The organism is Chryseobacterium viscerum (genome assembly GCF_002899945.2).
Taxonomy (GTDB): domain Bacteria; phylum Bacteroidota; class Bacteroidia; order Flavobacteriales; family Weeksellaceae; genus Chryseobacterium; species Chryseobacterium viscerum.
Map to the genome: position 1 here is coordinate 261,404 of NZ_PPEG02000004.1, position 19,083 is coordinate 280,486.

At 29.4% G+C, this 19,083-nt stretch carries 14 protein-coding genes; 7 read left to right on the plus strand and 7 right to left on the minus strand.

The features are described 5' to 3' along the window. Positions 1-18: 18 nt before the first annotated feature. From C1634_RS10485 to C1634_RS10495, 3 genes are read right to left on the minus strand one after another with little or no spacing between them, the layout of a single operon-like run. Positions 19-2,001, minus strand: a complete 1,983-nt coding sequence (locus C1634_RS10485) for a DUF3732 domain-containing protein (protein ID WP_109738380.1) — start codon at positions 1,999-2,001, stop codon at positions 19-21. Then, complete coding sequence (locus tag C1634_RS10490) at positions 2,001-2,519, minus strand: three component ABC system middle component (RefSeq protein WP_103234105.1); 519 nt, start codon at positions 2,517-2,519, stop codon at positions 2,001-2,003. The genes C1634_RS10485 and C1634_RS10490 overlap by 1 nt, the downstream gene beginning before the upstream one ends. Further along, on the minus strand, positions 2,503-3,735 hold the full coding sequence (locus tag C1634_RS10495) for an ABC-three component system protein (RefSeq protein ID WP_103234106.1): 1,233 nt from the start codon (positions 3,733-3,735) through the stop codon (positions 2,503-2,505). Before C1634_RS10495 ends, C1634_RS10490 begins: the two co-directional genes overlap by 17 nt. Positions 3,736-4,425: 690 nt before the next feature. Between C1634_RS10495 and C1634_RS10500 the strand changes: the two genes are divergently transcribed. Then, positions 4,426-5,397 carry a hypothetical protein gene (locus tag C1634_RS10500; RefSeq protein WP_109738381.1) on the plus strand — a complete coding sequence of 324 codons (972 nt, stop codon included), beginning with the start codon at positions 4,426-4,428 and terminating at the stop codon, positions 5,395-5,397. 362 nt (positions 5,398-5,759) lie between these two features. Next, on the plus strand, positions 5,760-7,232 hold the full coding sequence (locus tag C1634_RS10505; protein ID WP_123921434.1) for a hypothetical protein: 1,473 nt from the start codon (positions 5,760-5,762) through the stop codon (positions 7,230-7,232). A 373-nt stretch (positions 7,233-7,605) separates the two neighbouring features. Here C1634_RS10505 and C1634_RS10510 read toward each other — a convergent pair whose 3' ends face one another. Then, positions 7,606-7,923, minus strand: a complete 318-nt coding sequence (locus C1634_RS10510) for a DUF6922 domain-containing protein (RefSeq protein WP_109738382.1) — start codon at positions 7,921-7,923, stop codon at positions 7,606-7,608. Between the two features lie 37 nt (positions 7,924-7,960). Beyond that, positions 7,961-8,641: a nucleotidyl transferase AbiEii/AbiGii toxin family protein gene (locus C1634_RS10515; RefSeq protein ID WP_103235378.1), complete on the minus strand. Its 681-nt coding sequence runs from the start codon at positions 8,639-8,641 to the stop codon at positions 7,961-7,963. 737 nt (positions 8,642-9,378) lie between these two features. On the opposite strand from C1634_RS10515, the gene C1634_RS10520 reads away from it, so the two are divergent. Next, positions 9,379-12,561, plus strand: a complete 3,183-nt coding sequence (locus C1634_RS10520) for a P-loop NTPase fold protein (RefSeq protein ID WP_165835307.1) — start codon at positions 9,379-9,381, stop codon at positions 12,559-12,561. 38 nt (positions 12,562-12,599) lie between these two features. Then, positions 12,600-14,432: an NERD domain-containing protein gene (locus C1634_RS10525; protein ID WP_103235188.1), complete on the plus strand. Its 1,833-nt coding sequence runs from the start codon at positions 12,600-12,602 to the stop codon at positions 14,430-14,432. Between the two features lie 83 nt (positions 14,433-14,515). Here C1634_RS10525 and C1634_RS10530 read toward each other — a convergent pair whose 3' ends face one another. Both C1634_RS10530 and C1634_RS10535 read right to left on the minus strand, forming a co-directional pair. Beyond that, complete coding sequence (locus tag C1634_RS10530; protein ID WP_103235189.1) at positions 14,516-15,463, minus strand: restriction endonuclease; 948 nt, start codon at positions 15,461-15,463, stop codon at positions 14,516-14,518. 117 nt (positions 15,464-15,580) lie between these two features. Then, positions 15,581-15,985, minus strand: coding sequence for a helix-turn-helix domain-containing protein (locus C1634_RS10535; RefSeq protein WP_109738384.1), 405 nt, complete (start codon positions 15,983-15,985; stop codon positions 15,581-15,583). Positions 15,986-16,164: 179 nt separating this feature from the next. Here C1634_RS10535 and C1634_RS10540 point away from each other — a divergent pair, with 179 nt between their 5' ends. From C1634_RS10540 to C1634_RS10550, 3 genes are all read left to right on the plus strand, one after another. Beyond that, positions 16,165-16,719 carry a hypothetical protein gene (locus tag C1634_RS10540; protein ID WP_123921436.1) on the plus strand — a complete coding sequence of 185 codons (555 nt, stop codon included), beginning with the start codon at positions 16,165-16,167 and terminating at the stop codon, positions 16,717-16,719. A 67-nt stretch (positions 16,720-16,786) separates the two neighbouring features. Next, positions 16,787-17,437, plus strand: coding sequence for a hypothetical protein (locus C1634_RS10545; protein ID WP_103235474.1), 651 nt, complete (start codon positions 16,787-16,789; stop codon positions 17,435-17,437). Continuing rightward, on the plus strand, positions 17,434-19,083 hold the full coding sequence (locus C1634_RS10550; RefSeq protein ID WP_109738385.1) for a hypothetical protein: 1,650 nt from the start codon (positions 17,434-17,436) through the stop codon (positions 19,081-19,083). The genes C1634_RS10545 and C1634_RS10550 overlap by 4 nt, the downstream gene beginning before the upstream one ends.

The window sequence follows — 19,083 nt, forward strand, 5'->3', positions numbered from 1 at the left end:
TATTAATTTTTAATTATATTAATACCATTCTGCAGGGATTAATGAATCCCCTTCACTGTCCCAATTTTCTACTAGATTAAAAGAGTCTGTATTTATATCCTCCCACATAGATGTAGGCACATGCTCTAGGATGATTATTTGTATTTTATTATCAGTTCTCTTCATGAATTCATCTGCAGTTTCAAATATTTTTTTTGTGTCAGTAATATCTTTTGAGCCTTCAGTAAATTCTTTAGGATAATATACTTGACTAGGTTGGTCAAGAATTAAAAATGTTGGAATATAATTTATTTTTCCACTAATAGTTAGACTATTAAGGTATTCATGTATTCCAAATAATGTAGCTAAATGATACCCCATATAATTAGCTCCACTGCCAATTCTTGAAAGAAAATACTTATTTCTAGTTTTTGTATCTTCAATTTTGATATTAAGACTTTCTGAAGGATCAAAATGTACTATCCTATTGTACTTATCTTCAATAGGTAAGAGTTTTGAATATTCTGAAATAATATTGCTTAGCTTTTCAAGTGAAGCCTTTTTGTTAAATCTTTTATAAAGACCATCTAACTTTAATTTTTCTGTTGCAATATGTTCTTCTAATTTCTTAATTTCTAAAAAAAGTTCGCTTGAAGGTGATATTTTATTTAGATTATCAATAACGTGCTCTATCTTTCCTGAAAATTCATAAATTTTTTGTAGAGAATCATTTTCTTCTTTTTCTTTAGATAATAAAAGATGTAAATTTTCATCAATGTCAGAAATAGCACTTTCATTTTCGAAAACTTCTAGCTTTAAAAAAGTCTTTTCCTTTTCAAAACTAAGTTCATTTGATTTTGCTTTTTTTAGAACTTCTAAATTCTTTTGTTTTTCTTCATTTAAATAAATTAGTTCATTAACAGCCTTTTTTGAATTCTCACCACAAAATGGGCAAGTGTCATTTCCTTTCCTTTGTAAAAACCATTCTATTGGTTGTAATCTTTGTTCCTTTTCTCTTGCTACATCATCAACATAAGAGGCTCTTGAGTTGTCTAATTGGACTATTTTGTTATATTTAAATTTTAAATCTTCCAGTATTCTTACTTTTGAATTTCTATCATTATTAAGCTCAATTACTTTTTCAGAAAATCTATTTACACTACCATTTTTATACAATTCGCCAGAATTCACTCTCTTAACGATGCTTACTAACTCATTTTTAATTTCATCTACAGTTGAGTTTTGAATATTAATATCAGAAATTGTTAAACCTAAAGAAATAGCCTGCGTATAGTATTTATAAATATTTGCTTGCCAATTTTCATACTGAGCTTTGATCTGTTCGAAAGTTGTTACTTTTCTATTTTTTACTCTTTCCAATTCGTTTATTTCTCTTTCTAAATCAATTATTTCATATGACTTATATCCTAATATTAAGGGGAAAATTGTTTTCAACTTTTGCAAATGTTCCCAAGAATCAGTTTTATAGAACATTGTTGTTGGATTTGCAATAATATTTTGGGTTTGAAACTGAAAAGCTGCCGTATCTCTAAAGCTTGCAGCATAGTCAAAAGAACTTTGATTATCTCCTGTCTCAATATTTTTAAACCCAGCAATATCATTCATAAAAGATTTAAAATAAAAAGTATTAATTGCGTAATCTTCTTTATTTCTTAACCATTTATTACTTCTAAGCTCAATTTTCTTATCACTATTTGATTCTTCTTTATAGAAATACATTTTGGATTTATGGTTATCAAAATTTTCTCTTCCAAAGAAAAAAAACTCATTATTGATTTTTACGTAGATTGCAAAAACTTCTGTAGTTTCTCTAATAAGTCCAATAGGAATGTTACATTCACCACTACCCAAGCAGTAATCAATTATACTTATTATGGCTGATTTTCCTTTTTGACTAGTGCCTGTTATAATATTAATTTTCCCTTCTTTAAAAGTTAAAAATCTAGGTTTTAGTTCTTTATTTTTAGGGTATAGAATGACATTAAGTATTTGAAAATTCATTAAAATCTTATATTTAATTCTATTTGTATATTTTTATCATCAGTTTTTGCAAACATATTACCCAGCCTCCTTGCTGTATCTTGTATATTTTTGATTGTATTTTCTCTACCGGAAAACGATGGGATAGAAATTTTATTTCTTAAGTCTTCAGGTTTAATAGTGATTTCATTATTTTCATTAATTGATAATAATTCTCTATTGAATGCAAGGTTTAAGGCATCAAATGTTTGGGGGGACATTTTATTTGCTCTTTCTTGTAATCCTAAAAGAATAGATTTATTTTTTACTAGAGCAGTATATAATTCTGTTGATGACTTAAATGTTCTCATAGTATCTTGATGATATACTATTGGTAATACATAGAATAAATATTCAAGCTTGGGAAAATTATTCTTATTCTTCTTATTTACAGCCAAAACACAATAGCCTTGCACGAAACTATAACATGCTAAAGCTCCTATTCCAACGTTTTGAATAATGTCATAAAGATTAAATTCTTGTTTAAGATTTTTTATCATCTTCTAATAATTTTTCCCAATTTGGATGCCATCCAATTTCAGGGATATTTGACAATTTTAAAAAACTACCATTTTTCACATAAATATTTTCAATATCGAAACCTATATCAAACTTAAATTTCATCTCTAAGTCCTTAATTATGTAAGTATATATTTGGAATCCTAATTGACTTAGTTCATCCTCATCATATTTATCTATCTCTTTGGTTATAGTTGAATAGAAATGATTTTCCCATTCAGTTTTACAATTCTGTAAAAAATCAATAAAATCCTCCCTGGTTAGGTTTCCTGTACTTATAATGTGAGTATGCTCAATTTCATATCTAATAAAGTCTTCTATAGACTTTGTAATAAAATGTTCTTTTGATTTACTATTTATATTCAACAAATTAATTTGCTGTACAAAAATCTCATCTTTTTTAGATTCGACATCTGTCGGTAATATATTAATATCCTTTTTTGCTCTAAAAATTGCATTGACAATGGAAGATGAACCTAGACAAAGCTTTAATCTTTCACTAAATTGAAGTTTTGTAAATTCTGCGTGTTGACTACTTTTCCAATTATAAAAGCATGTAGTTGTTAACCAGCCAAATAATTCTTCATATATTTTATTTTGCTGTTGGTCAGTATATGAATCAATATGTAGTTTAGTAATTATTGACTTTTTTACATCAGTACTCTCCTTGATTTCAATATTTTTACAAATGTTTTCCAATTCTTTTTCATTTGCTAGAGCAAAATCTATCAGGGTCAAGATTTGTGATATAGTATTACCCTTCTTACCACTCTTTGTTTTGTAGCCATCTAATTTTTTTTGCTGAGAGTTTCTTAAATCCTGAATTTTCTTTTTTACATCTTCAAAATTATTTTTTACAATAAACTTTAATAATGAACTATCAGAGATTTCTTTATTAGTTGAGCAATACAATTTTGTCTTAGAAGTTACTATTCCTGTTTGAAGTTTTTGAATCCATAGTTGAATTGTCCTCCATAAGGCAAACTCTGTATCTTTAAAAGTTGACCCACTTTCTAATATTGAGTGTTTATCCTGTTCTAAAAGTAGTATAGAACCTTCTTCAGAATGTGCAGCAATATCATCTATTTTTTCTATTGAGATGAATTGTCCTTTTTCCTCTAAATTACAGAGAAGAAAAAGTGCTCTTTCAAATTGAAATAAATAGCCTGATATAGAACCTACTGCGGAGTCTGTCATTTTGAATTTTCATGGTAATTCAAATATAATTATTTTTTATTAACTATTCATAATATTACTTCTATATAAACGATATTTGCATCTTAACGAACTTCATGTTATCATTAAAGTTAAATTCTTTCTTCTCATTTTTCAGGTTGATAATACCTGACATACCATAGATTTAAAATTGTAATATAAATTATCTACAACATTAAAATTATGTAGAATTTTTTTACTGTATGCTTAATAACTATACGGAGAAGTTAGGAGCGCATTCGCAACTTTGATGGGCGTGCCTCCCAACAAAGTTTCTAATACGCTCTGCGAGGCTTATTTAATAATCAATTTTCCATGATATTTTATTCCTTTTTTTTGAAAATGTTAGCATTTTATTCTTGACATTAAATAAAATTACTTGTTAATAATAGTCTTTTGATTTTAAAGACTTTCAAAGCCAAACTCATTTGATATAAGTCATCCTTCAATTGACTACATACCAAATATTACATTCACCGTACAATAGAAATTCTGAGAAGTCCACTGAAAAAGTGTACACCTCAGAATTTAAAATATAGGGTAAACCTTAATACCCGATAGACTAATCATTAAAAAAGCGTTTTCTTTATATTAGCAGCATTAATAGCATTACTAAAATTATATATATCAAAATTGACAAAATGCGTAAATTTGAAAGCTAGACGCAATTTTATGAAGAAACAACATGAATTTATACATATATTAATGGATAAAGGTAGAGCCACTAAATATATAAAAAATAATGCTCACCTATCTGCAAAAGACGCATTCCTTCTAACTGAAAAGGAGTTAAGGAGATTAAATTCTATCGTAAATAAAAATAAATTATCCGATAACGCAATTGCTAATGTCATATTTAATAAGCTTAGAGGCGAAATAGCCGAGCAAGAGATTGAAATCTTTGCAAAAACTCACTTCGCTGCTGGTTATTATTCTTTCTTAGATCTTAAAGAAAAGATGATAAAAGAAAACTGTTTCAATTATGTTGGTATCAGAAAATATGGTTTTATAATAAATGAATTATTATATGATATAATGATTTTTGCTAATCATATAGGACAAAAAAATGATTCACAATATTCTTTTTTTAATGGATGGAAAGCAACAATTGAAGATTCCAGATGGCATAATTTAGGCACTTTCCAATTAGCTTATTACAGCATTTTTAAAGATAAGAGATTAGATAATAAATTTGCCTTAATACTAACACCTGTTGCATTGAGACAAACAATTGAGCTAAAAATGAATCGAATCGTTGGTCTAGGAGATTTATTCGATAAAAATGGGCAAAAAATTTTTACTAAGCATAATTTTATTTTTGATTTTATAAAAAGAAATAAGAATTTATTAGAGTTAAATATTGATATTAAATTAATAAATAAAATTTTTGAATTTTGTAACGATAGTGTTCATAAAGGTATAATGCCTTATTTTTGGCAAATTTTTTATGCTTTAAGATTATGTGATGACTTATTTTATGACCCAAATTTTAAAAAAGCTACATCCGTTCACAGTGCAGTAAAAATCAAAGATTATAGTTTGTTAAAATCAAACTTAGAAAAGGAACTGATAAAACAATTTCCATCCCCCAACTACGACCTACATATTCAATGGATTAAACCTGAGGCTCAACTAATTAAATAAAAAACTGAAACTGACATTATATTAGCAGAATGCAGGGTTACAAAAGCATTCATTACGTTCTGTTTTTACTAAAAATAAAGTTTCGAAAACCTTCACTTTGCCAATAATTTTTCCTGTAACTATTGTTAAAACTAATTCTAAAAAAACGATTTGGATTAAAACGAATATTTTCGCGAAATTAAGTTCAAGATTATTACGATAAGAGTGTGAGAAGTCCTCTCAGTAATCAATGCGTATACCTAAGTGATTATATTAGTAAGGGTAATAATTTTACTCAATTGCATTTTTATTATAAAGTATTAATGAATATTTATATAATTACTATTAACTCAATGTGTAAATTAGATGTTTTTAATAATTTTATGGACGAACAACTCAAACAAAAAATTGAAGAAATCAAACAATGGGAAGACTCTTTGCCAAAAGCAAAGTTTGAATCTGCATTTGACTATATTACTAACTTGACTGAGAATCACGAAGTTCTTATATCTGTCCCTAAATACAACATAAAAGACAAACCTGCTTTATTATCCAAAAATGAAAATGGAGGTTTTGTTCTTGACATTGAAGCAATCTTAAGCGATATGTCCGAGTCCTATGAAATAGAGCTGCAAATCAATGAAAAGACATATCGCATTGAAGATTTATTTATTTCAATGCGAGGAACAACATTCACAAAGAATATGCACGATGACTTTTTTTCAGGGAGATTAGTTTTTACAGGAAAAATACATAAACTTTTATTAAAAGAAGGTAAAAGAGAAAAGGCATTTAATAGGTTTATTATTCCAGTTGGTAGTTCACAACTTGACTGCTATTTAAAAACTTCAATGTACAGAGACGAATCTGGAATCTACTCATTTGGAAGAATAGTAGTAAATATAGAAGGAGAAAATTTCACTATCTATGAAAAACTAAAAAATGGGAAGTACTACTTTATTATTGATTCAAAAAATAAAATTGAATTTGAAAAATTTGCCGACATCTGCTACTCCTTAATGGTTAGTTTTGGTTTTTTATCTGCAAACTTTATACAAAATGAAGCCTATTATTTTAAATCAGATAACGCAGACTTTGATACTATAACAGACTTTTCGTATTCGCAATTAAGACCTTCAATTAATTCTCACGGCACTTGCAATCCAATATATTCTAATCCTTATGGCTACACGAGCGATGAGGCCATCATCAATAAAGTTGGTGAAAAGCTTGATGTTTTTGATGATAAAATTTTCTCAGACCTTTGTACTAAAATTCACAAACAAGAAGACTATGCAATTCTAATTTTGCTTATTCTTGAAGCTAACGCATCAAGTTTAATTCTTCGCCCCGCTGGTTATGCTGTTGCATTGGAAAAAATCACAAATATTATTGTTGAAGAAAATAAAGGACTAAAACCAATTCCTAACAAAGAATTATCAAAGAAATTTAGAAAAGAGCTTTCAGCTGTATTAGAACAGTATAAAGACGACATAAATAAGGTCGGAAATGAAGATTCAGTTACAATCTTAGGAAAGAACATAGATAATATAAACAGTCCGACTAACAGAGATAAACTACTAAAACCTTTTGAAATCCTCAAAATAAGCATTAGTAAAGAAGACGAAGAAGCAATTGACAACCGAAATAATTTTTTACACGGAAGAAAAATCCAAACAGATGAAAATATTGAAGACTATGTCAAAATATTTGAAATCACTTTAAGACTAAATAATCTATTGAACAAATTAATTTTGAAACATATTGGGTATTCTGGTTATATAATTAATCATTTAAAATACAACGAAAAATCCTTTAAATACCCAATTGCATGCGATTTATTTGAGAAAATATAAAAACTAATACTGAAAGTGGTTTGGCAAAAGCGGGGTCGAAGTTTTCCGATAAACAGTTTTCTGAAAATCTGAATTGCTCGGCTTAGAAAAGTTTGTTGGAAAAAATTCCCGCCTTCGCTAAGCCGCCAATTTAAAAACCCTATAAACCAGGTCTGGAAAAACGATGATTTGATATGTTTCTTGCAAGACTTGATAATGCAAGAAGTCCGCTAAAAAGCGGACAACTTACATTATTTTTGTCAAAAGGATAAAGAAGCTAATTTTTACCACGCAATGCCTCAAGAAAATTAGCACCTTTTAATTTTTTATATGAGAAATTATTTTCTCATAAATATTATTGACTTTGGGTTTATCTTCGAAGAAAAGTTTCAAACTATATCCAATGGTAAGGTTTATCTTTCCTATTAATATAGCAGTGCATCTCCTCTTTTTTAAGTTCCGGGAAAAATTCTAAAGCTTTATCAATTGCATAATTAGGCAAGAAATGGATTTCGTCACGAATTGCTTTGACTACTTTTTCGTAACTGTAAAATTCTATAATTTTATCAATGTCGTTTTGATTGCCACGTTCGACAATACGACCGATAATTGACTTATAGGCTTTATCAAGATCCATAGCATCTAAATCATAATCCCAAAAAAATGCAGGATCTAGATCAAAAGATCGGCTATTTTTATTTCCTGTTTTCATAATATAAATTTACTGAATATTAGTGATATATGAAAGTTCAACGCTTGAATCCACGTCCTTTTTGTTTGTTATTTTGCTCCTTGATTTCAGTAAACTTTAATAATGGATTATGTACTGATTTTTTTAATCTATCTTCTATCTTTTGCCAGTTTACATCTTTACCTTTCATCATCTTAATTTGCACATTCCTATCAATACTGTTATAATGTAATAAACTTAAGGCTGCAAGTGAGGAATTTCCTCCGTACTTTTTTTGATAAAAATCGAGATAAGTTTTAAGAGAATTGTGTTCTAAGAGAAAATACATATCAGCAAAATCTTTTATTCTACTTCCATCTTGAAATATAGCGTGAAGTTTCATTGCGCCTATGTCTTCAAGGGATGCCAACCTGACATTTTCTTTTGTTATTGTAGGCAATTGCCATTGATACTGATGGGCAATAATATCAACCTTTATTTGAGATATTTTCAAAAGCAAAGTATTTTCAAACTTATTTTTAACTTCTACAGAATGATAGGTGTTAGCAAGATAGTTTAGGATATAATTCTCTTCAAACGGTTTGGTTGTAAACAGATCAATGTCAATACTTAGACGATGACCCAGCATTAGACTGAGTGCAGTACCACCTACCAGAGTAAAGTCTTTAAGCATTTCATCTTTCATCAGCCTTTGGAGAAGTTCCCACATTTCCTTGCTGACCGTTTCTTTGTGTAGCATAATTTCGTTTTTCAGAAAATTAATTCTGAAAATGATGGCTATCTCTGAAATGGTACCTGAAGAGAGTGTTTGTCACTGATTGTCGTAATACCTCAAATATGTCGATAGTAATTTAAGTTCCTATTACAATATCGACTTAAAAATTCCTCTACTTTGGTAATTACATGAATACATATCTACATAGTTTCAATCTATATTAGCTACATAAATAATTTAGTTTTATTGGTTTTTTATTACTAAATAATATACAGTAAATTATGTGTTCGAAGGAACACGGCAAGTTGTGTTTTGAGCATCTCGAAACGTTTCGAGATGCTCAAAACAACTTGCTCTTGCAGAGGGCTGAAATTTTCTCCGAAGTCGAAAATTTTGATTGGAGATGTAATTATTGCTAGAAAGATTGTAATTGGTAATTAAAAATAATAAAAAGAAAACAAAGGAATTGTTGCAGATTATTAAACACAAGTTCAAGCCTATCGGTATTAAGAAAAATCTCCACCTTTCAGGTAGTATTTTGCTTAATAAACTTGTTTATTAAAATCTGCAACAATGATGAAATGGCTTTCTTTTTTTTTCCTTTTTTCTTTTAGATTAATTTTTAAGGAAGAGATTACCACCTCTTAATTTTATTCATTAAACTCATTCCATTTTCGTATTTTTGAAATATTACGAAAGCATATATTAACAATATGCTGCACGTAAAACATTCAAAAACTAAAACCAATGGAAAACTAAATATGGAAGAAAATTCTAAAAAACACCAAGAAAAAAAATATAATTTTTTAACTAATCACCCTTTAGGTGAAGATTTATTTAAGAACAAATCCCAAGATAAAATTGCCACAGTCATAAGTGATAAAATTATTAATGAGAAAGATTTTAAAATTATCGGAATAGATGGTGCTTGGGGTTCGGGAAAAAGTAATCTGGTACATTTGATAGAGAAGAAGGTAGAAAAAACGCATAAATTCTTTATTTATGATGTGTGGGGGCATCAAGAAGATGAACAAAGAAGAGCAATTTTAGTCGAGTTAACAGAGTTTATTAAAAATGAAAAAGACCTTTTAAAGAAGAATGAGAAAGATATTTGGGACGATAAATTAAAAATATTACTCGCTAATTCCAAAGAAACAGTCACAATCAATCAACCCTACTTAAGTGTGGGTTTCATTTTTAGTTTATTATCAATTATTTACATTCCAACAGTAAACGTTTTTAAAGATTCTCTTAAAGATTTTTTTGAAATAGAATCCTGGTTTTGGAAGTTAGTATTAGTTGCTTTTCCATTGTTTATTGTAATTGGTATTTACATCTACAATCTGTTTAGAAATTGGATTGATAAGAAGGGATTTAGTAAATCTTTCCGATATGCCGCCGAAGAAACTTTTCAAGTGTATACTAATAAACAAAAGGAGGAAACTAAAATTGAGACAATTTCTGAAAATCAACCTTCGGTTCGTGACTTTCAAAAATGGATGAAGGAAATCGATGATGATTTAAATAAAAAAATAGTTTTAGTGTTTGACAATTTCGATAGATTACCTAAAAAACACATTCTAAACATTTGGTCGTCTATTCATATTTTTTTTGCAGAGAAAGAATATAAAAATATTAAAGTAATACTTCCTTTTGATAGAGAACATATTCAAAATGCATTTAAAGAGCTAAATAGCGATGGAACCAACAAAACCTTTGGAGATGATTATGTCAATAAAACTTTTGATATCGTTTTTAGAGTTACATTGCCAATTATGTCTGACTGGAAACAATTCTTTCAAAATCAGTGGAGAAAAGCATTTATAAATTACGATGAGGATGAACTAAGGTTAGTAATACAGGTTTACGAGTTTCTTAGCAAAAGAATTACACCTAGGGAAATCATAGCTTTCGTGAACGAGATTTTAACCATAAAACTTTTAGATGAAAATTTCAGAGAAAGGTATATAGCAATTTTTGTTTTAAAGAAAGATGAAATTCTTGCAAACCCTTTAAAATCAGTTACAGAATTTGATTATTTAGATGGTTTAAAATCAATTTATTACAGTGATCCAGATTTTGCTAAGCATTTGACAGCGGTTATTTATCATATTGATGTCGATGAAGCAGTTGAATTAATTTATACTCAGGAATTAAAAGACTCATTAAACAAAAATGATGTTGAAAAATTCAATTCTATTTGCAAGTCTGATTTTGCAGATTCTATCTTTAGTTCTGCAATTGTTGATATTGATGTTCTAGAAAATCCTATCAAAACCTTATCAAAAATTGAAAGTGAGAGCAAAATTCCAAAATTACAAATTGCTCAAGCTTGGAAAACATTTTACCATAAAGTATTGAATAGTGATCCCGTAATTGATAAACTTGAAGTAGAGGATTGGCAACTTATCTTAATAGAAAATTACGCAGATGACCAGTACTTAAAATTGTTGACGGATCAATATATTAAAATATTGAATGATTCGAATACTATGGAATACGTTGCTCTAGTTGATAAATTAACAGAGCATTTAACAGAAGAAAGAGTGTTTCCTCTCATTAGTGCCAAAACTTTAGAAGCAAAAAACAGCATTGCTTTAATTGAAAATAAAGGAGATAAATTTAATCAATATAAATTAACTACTGATGTAAAAGATTTGGACAATTACATTTCTAATCTCTTAATTGATGATATTTTACAAGTAAAAAACACCGATATACTATGTGAAAATTTCGAATTACCTAATTATATTAAACATTTAAAAACAAATCTTAGTACTGCAGTTGACGAAGATGATTTACAAAAAGCCAACGACATTCTTTCGAAGATTAAGGAAACTATAAGAAAATCTGGTGAAGTTATAAAAGACATAATTAAAGATGCTAAAATTGCTACCCTTTACAACTCTAATACATCCTCAAAATTACCACTGATAAATGATTTGATAGCTATGAGAATCGCTAAAGGAGAAAAATTCAACACTACATATAGAGATTATTTTCAAGAGGTTTTAGACGGCGATGATGTCTCTAGAGCAAAAGATATTAGTAATACAATCCTTAGATATATATCTTATGATGATCTAATGGTAAGCTCAGAGTATTTTTCAGATTCATTATTATTTAAGCAGGTAATTTTAAGTGTATTTTCAGATTCTACACTAGATAAAAGGTCAGATATCATCAACCTTATTAAGAGATATAATAAAATTAAAGTTGCGGTAGAATTAAAAGATGATCAGCTACTCACCGAATTAAACAAGTGGGAAGTCGACCAATCTAAATTGTTATTAGAAAATTTAGATGATGAATTTATTCAAGATTGTTTCGCCTATAAGGATTTGCAAATTTCAAAAATTTTCATTGCGAAATTTAATATGGAATTTCAAAATTTAGATCAAGAGAGCATTAAGACAGCTTTTGAAAAGGATAGCAATATCCATTTTAGGTATTTTGAATTTTTGAATGATGAATCATTAACTCAATCTTCGCTTGATGCATTTACAGCACAATTGCTAGAGAGATTGTTAAATGGTTTAGCTGACAATCAATGGTGGAAAATCCTTTATAAATATGAGGCAAACCATTCTCGACTTCCAATTGGGAATGCCTTAAAAGATATTAGAGATCAATTTTTAAATAATCATATAGAGCTTAATGTTGAAACCGCTAAAAAAATCTTACCATTTTTCATTAAATATAATTTGCTAGAACCGTCTACAGATGTCTTCAGAACTATTATTAAAAACGTCTTTTTAGGTGATACAGAGTTTAAAGAAATTTTATTAAACAATGTGAGTTTTGTAAAAGATCTCTATCAAATGACTTCACAATCTCAAAAAGATGGATTTAGAAATATAATTAATGAGAAAAGAGATTCTGATAACAAAATAGAGCAACTGGCTAAACAGATTGGTATAAGAAAAACAAAAGAACAATCGTAACAAACATTTGAAAAATATCTAGAATCTAACTAATTACAATGTCAATAGATCCTAAAATTAAGCAAGAACTACAAGATAATTTAGATTCATTGCTAAAATATCGTAAAAGCAGACGAACTCAGGAAGAGATTATCGAAGATATCTATATGCTCTTAAATAATATAAAGAAAGATACGTTTCTTCCCTTCGTACTGCAAATGATGAATGCTATACAGTTTAGAGATTCTTTGGATGCTTTTAAAAATCTAAAATCTCCGCTTCAGCAGTTTGCATATTTAATCGACTTATTTTTTTCTAAACATCATACAGAAACCGAAGATGCTCCAGATGAAAAAGAATGGAATAAATTAACAGAGCTTCTTGATGAGGTAGAAATGAATTATTTCGGGGAAATTGGTTTTTTCGATGAAAATACAGGAGATTTACAATTAGATAAAATCACTGTATCATTAAAATCTTTCTTTGACTACTACGCAAATGGACAATTATCTTTTGACGAGCAAACTATCTACCGAATAAGAACGAATTTTTCAAGATTTGATGACGTTATTTTCGCAGAATACGGTTTTGAAACGGAGGATATAATTAAATTTTCACTATCTGTAAATATAATACTGCAAGAAAAAGCTAATAGCTGTTTCTTTTACCACCAGCATCCGGAAAAGTGGCAAGAGTTAACATCCACTTTTGTTAATAAAGGTTTAGTGGATCCTAAAGATTGGGCAGTTCAACCTGAATTAAATGATTTGTTCGAGTTCATGACTAGACCAGGATATATTTTTATATTGAAAAAAGAAAATCTTAGATCTATAGAATTACCTGATGAGAGAATATCTAACTTGATTAAATTCTTAATTTATGATGATAGTACGATAAAGGATCATACTATTTATTATGATAATAAGAGACAATATTTTGATACGCCATTGATAGCACTGAGCAACAATGAATTTCTTTTCCCTAATGGAAAGTTCTTATTAGAAGCCTTTTATAACAGAATCAGTTCGAAGTTGGCAGAACTTAAAAAGGAAAAGTACACTCAATTCAAGAATAAAATGTTAGAAAAAAAATGTTTAGAAATTTTTAAACATTTATTCAAAGAAGATGCAAGGATTTTTACTTCTTTCTACTTCGACAAAACCACAAAAGCGGAGCAAGATTTAGCTATTTTTTATAAGGGTACATTTTTAATAATTGAGATTAAAGATTTTAAGTTTAGAGCTCCGCTAAGAAATCCTCTGAAAGCTTTTGATAAAATCAGATCAGATTTTAAAAATGGAGTACAAAAAGCTTATGATCAATGTAAAAGACTCGAAAGTAAAATAGAAGAGGGAAAAGAGTTTAAAATATATGATTTAAAAACTTCAAAAGAGTTATTTGAAATACGACCTGAAAAAATTAAGTCATTTTATTCCATAATTATAACACAGCATAAATATGGAGGAATTCAAACAAACTTAGAAGAATTGTTAGAAAAAGAGCATTCAGATTTATATCCTTGGTCAATATGTGTTGATGACTTAGAAATATTTTTATTGACTTTACTAAAAATTAGAAAAGAATCGGCAGAGAAAGTGTTTTTTGATTACCTCGATTACAGAGAAGCTTTTCACGAGAGACTTGTTTGTAGTGATGAACTTGAAATGTGTGGTTTATTTCTAACCTCAGCTTTAATGTTTAAAAAATTAGCATCTCAAGAAGAAATGATCACAACAAATATTAAAATGTCGGATATTTTTGACGCTCACTATTTTAATGGATTAGGTTTCGACAATGAAATAAATGTTGATCAAAAGCGGAAAACAGGGTTAAGGGATTATGCGAAAAATTTTAATTTCGATATCGTTTCAGGAGATGATTTACAATTATAAATCCAAGTTTTTTATAATAAAAAATAGATATATGCTGAAGATAGAACAGAGAATAATTTGAAGTCAGTGCAAGTTAATATTTATTACTTTTTTGGATATTCAATCTTATCAGTTTTAGGATCATAGCTGAATAGCAATCCTAGCTTGTGAGATTGGTTATCAGTAGTATCAAAAATGTGTAAATCATTATTTTTGTCAACTACAATACTACCTTCTGCTTTGTCATTTAATATAAAGCTTAATGTTTTTGCCTTAGTTTTGTTTGTTTTGAGATTTAAAATTTCTCTCACATTTGTTTTAACTTCCACGAAATCAAATTTCACAACTGCACTCCAAGAAATACTGTCAATTTTTATGTTTTCTTTTTTATAGATTAAAAACAGATTTTCATATTTAATCTCCAAAGTAATCTCATTTTCTTCCGTTTTTTCTTTCATCCAACTGAACATTGCGTGCTTCATTATCATACCCCAATTTGGCTTTGCATACAGCTGAAAGGTTTGAAAAAAGTCTAAATCCTGACCATCGAGTTCTGTTCTAAAAATAGAATTGCTGTCAATAACTGTTTCTTGATTTAGAGGCTTTTCAAATTTAATGCCTGTCAAGCTATATTTTGCAAGTCTCGGTTTTAATTGTTTAATAGCAAATCCAAGTATTTCGAATGAATTGGCTTCGATCTCTGAAAATGAATACAATTCAATCCCAAAAGCATTTGCAGCAGCAATCGCATCTTTCTGAAAACCTTTTTCTGAGATTAATATTTTTTTATTAATGTTAGGAATACGAAGACATTTTGAGTTAAAAGCTTCAATTTTTTCTACAGATACTTTTCTAGAATATTCTTTACATTCTATCGCAATTATAATTTCGAAATCATTAACCACAGATTTGATAAGTAGATCTATCTCCCTCAGATTTTCATCAAGATTTTCAATTTTATGGTTACTCAAAATTTGTGTGTCTGAATCTGTTTGATAAACTTCTTCTACGATTCGAACTAGCTTTTCTAAATTTTTTCCTGATTTTTTCATACAATTGACTTCTACTAACAATCCAATCTAAGTTTTTAAAATGCAAAATCCCAACTTTTGTTGGGATTATAATCTAGTTATGATTTATTCAATATTGAATAAATACTTTTATGGTTTTTATTTATTGATAAGCTTCTCCAGCCTATCCATCATTTCGTCTTTCTCTTTCAACATTCTTTCGTACAATGCAATCTTTTCCTCGTGAAGTTTTAAAATTTGCTCAACTGGATGAAACGTAGGATTGTCATTTCTTTGAAATCCAATGCTATGATCCCCGAACGTATTAGCAATAACATTAACAGCTAGTTCCTCATCAAAGTTTTGAAAAGCCTCTACAGGAATTTTAAGAGCATTAGAAATTGCTTTCAATAAATCATCTTCGATAATATCTTTCTGCTCAAGCATAGAAATTTTCTTTTGATTCCATTCCTCTCCCAAGTCAAAAGCTAAAGCTTCCTGCTTGATACCAAGCATTTCTCTAAAGCGTTTCACATTTCTCCCTTGATGTATTTTCTGTTCCATAGTGGTTATCAAAATTTTAAAGGCTTAAAGATAAAGCCATTTCTGTTAATTCGTCTGAATTGTAAAGTTAAAAAATTATCCTGTAAAATATCCCTTTCGTCGGATATTTTATTCCTAAAAAGTATAGATTATTCACACTGAAGACCAGAATTTAGTTCTCGATTTTAAATTATATTATTATGAAAAAGATAAAAATATCGATGGAAACCAATTTTTGGGCGACATATGAAATTGAAGATCCTTTTGAGCTAATTAACGCTTTTTTTAACTACTGTACTGTAGACAGCTATAAAAATACACTCAACGAGGTTATGCTGTTTGTCTACAAAGCTGAGGTCTGTAACAAAGAACGTCCAGGAGACGTCTTCGATTTTCATACTGCTGTCAGATCATTTATAAGGGGAGCTTATCTGCTAACATTCAAAGCTAAAAGATGGAAGGTAAAAGAAGTTCCCGAAGAATGGCAGATCATAAGTCAGGCATCTTTAAATAAAGAAGAATATCAAAATCCATTTCTTGTGTTCGAGAAAGCATTCAAATGCAAAACGTTGGACGAATATGAGTTTTTCTTGAATGAAATTGTTCACGTGTCACTTTCACCTTACAGGGAAGAATTTGATTATGACCTTATCACTCCACATATTTACTTTGTTAAAATGCTGGATGCAGCGCAGGTAATGAGTGAAAGAGGTGTCATAAAGATCAAAGATAACGTGAAGGATAATTCTGAATAATATATCCCTTTCCAGAATAGAATATCCTTCACTCATTCGTCAACTTTACTAAAGCAAAATTATTGAAATGAAAAAGAACACACCCTTTAGTAAAGAGAAACAGCTTGTACAAACAAGAGAGCAAGCTGAGATCGCATTAAGTATTCTGGTTCAGAATTCTCAAGGAGTAGATCTTGAATTAGGTATATTCTGCCTGCGTGACCAACTGAATAATCCCAGGCTTACAGAACTTCTCGATAGCTATCCTGATTTGATTCAAGAATACGAATTGGAGAAATTGCTATCAGGAAAGATTGAGATCAAAGATGCAAGCAGGCGGGATGTCAAGACGGCAGGACTGTTGTCCTGCATATTATTACTCATTCACTTTTACTTTGACGACAAATCAAATCATTTGGTCGAATCCAAATCCGAAAGTGATGAATTGGATAATTTCAATAGTACACAATATATAATCAATGCAATCACTTCCGAGAAGTGTATCAATGAGTTGTTTCTTATTATATTATCAGTAGTTGGAATTGACTATTTTGAGAAGTATCAGGAAAAGATGAAAGACCCTGATTTTGTTTTGAAACATACTTTGGGATTTGACAGCGATCCCGAAATGGGTGTACATATCGATATGATGGTATGGTTTGCCTTGGTTCGCTTATTTATTGAGTCTATCTTTATATACTACGATAGTGATTATGAAACTAAAAACGATCAGCTATGAAAACGCCAAATAAATCTCCGTTTTCAGTTCTCGCCAACGAGTTCTTGGAAAATACATTGAATCACCTTGTACACGACTATTCAATTGTTCAGATATTCTACAAGCAGGAAAAGAACTCAACGAAATCACACCTACTGATCTCCGTTTCTAAAAATGCAGATGCTATAAAATTACAGTCAAAAAAATGGGTTGCCGAAGTCAGAGAACAATATCAGGTCTATATTTATTTCATCGATTATTCAAGACTTGAATACCAATTCTCAAAAGGTCATCCGTTTATAGAATACCACTGCAAACAGTCATCAATAGTCTATCAAAATGCAGACTCTCGTTCTTCACTTTTGATAAACAGAAATTGGAAAAAATATCACAAAAAGTTCAATCAGTATGAAGATACTTTCCACCACGACCGCGAAATTCATCAGTTGCAGGTTGAAAGATTGATCTCCGAGGATTCCTATAATAGTGTCTTTACTTCTTACGAAAAACTGATCGAATACGAGCTTGAATATTTGGAGGAATTATATACTGGAAACAGAACAAGCGATATTGTTCTAAACCAGAGAATAAATAAATTATTAATTTATATTCCAGAACTTAAGTCATACTTTGTTAAAAAGAATCAATACGAATATTTTATAACTGAACTCTTTGACGAAGCAAAGATGGCAATTGAAGAGGATGATATAATCTACAATTCAGAAATGTTTGATTCGTTGCGCATCATTTCGGATTCATTATATACATATATCGAAGCTAGATTTTACGAATTGAAACATCTGATCAAAAAGCAATATGAAGAAATTTATAAGGTCGACCAAGATGTGTTTCCAATGGAAGGATATCCGAAAGATGAAATACTTGAAAAGGCTATTGAAAGAATATTGACTTTTGTAGAATTGGAACAGATCTATTACTTTCATCAAACAACCTATGGAGAAGTTACCACTTACTATCTACTTTTGATCGGTTTGAATGTCAATAATGAGAAAATAAAATCCATCACTCATTCTTTGACGAGTATATTTGGAAATAAATACAGATTTTTATTGGTCGGTCACGATCGGTACTGGATTCAAAAGAATCTTTATCAATACCAGAGCTTCTTTGTTTTCATTATGCAAGGCAAACATTTGGTCTATGTCTCAGATCAATATCATCCCGAACCGCATTGGGAGATGCCTCATCATCCACAGCACAATGACTTGCATTTCCATTACAAGAGCACATTAGAAAGTTCATTGCAGTTTTATAAATTGATTGACGGAACAGAAGAAAATTATCAAGGTGTAGATAATCTCTTCGCATTATTTCTCTTGTCCTTTTGCAGAACTTACATATATGCAAAAGTATTTTATCTGCCTAATTATATGACCAGTGAAGCCCTTTGGCAATTATGTATCTATGCTGATAAGGACATTCATAAGTACAACTATCTTTTCGAGCAATTCTCAGCCAACATATTTTCCTTTACTGATTATAATATGAGCATACATCACAGTTTAGCAAAAGTTAACACAGAGAAAGTAAATCATTTGAAAATGATTGTAGAAAAGCTGATGGATGAACTCAAGGAAACTGTGGTCGGTGGTAAATTAATACTGAGTTTTGAGTTAGATTCTTTATATGAAAAAGCTATTAATTGA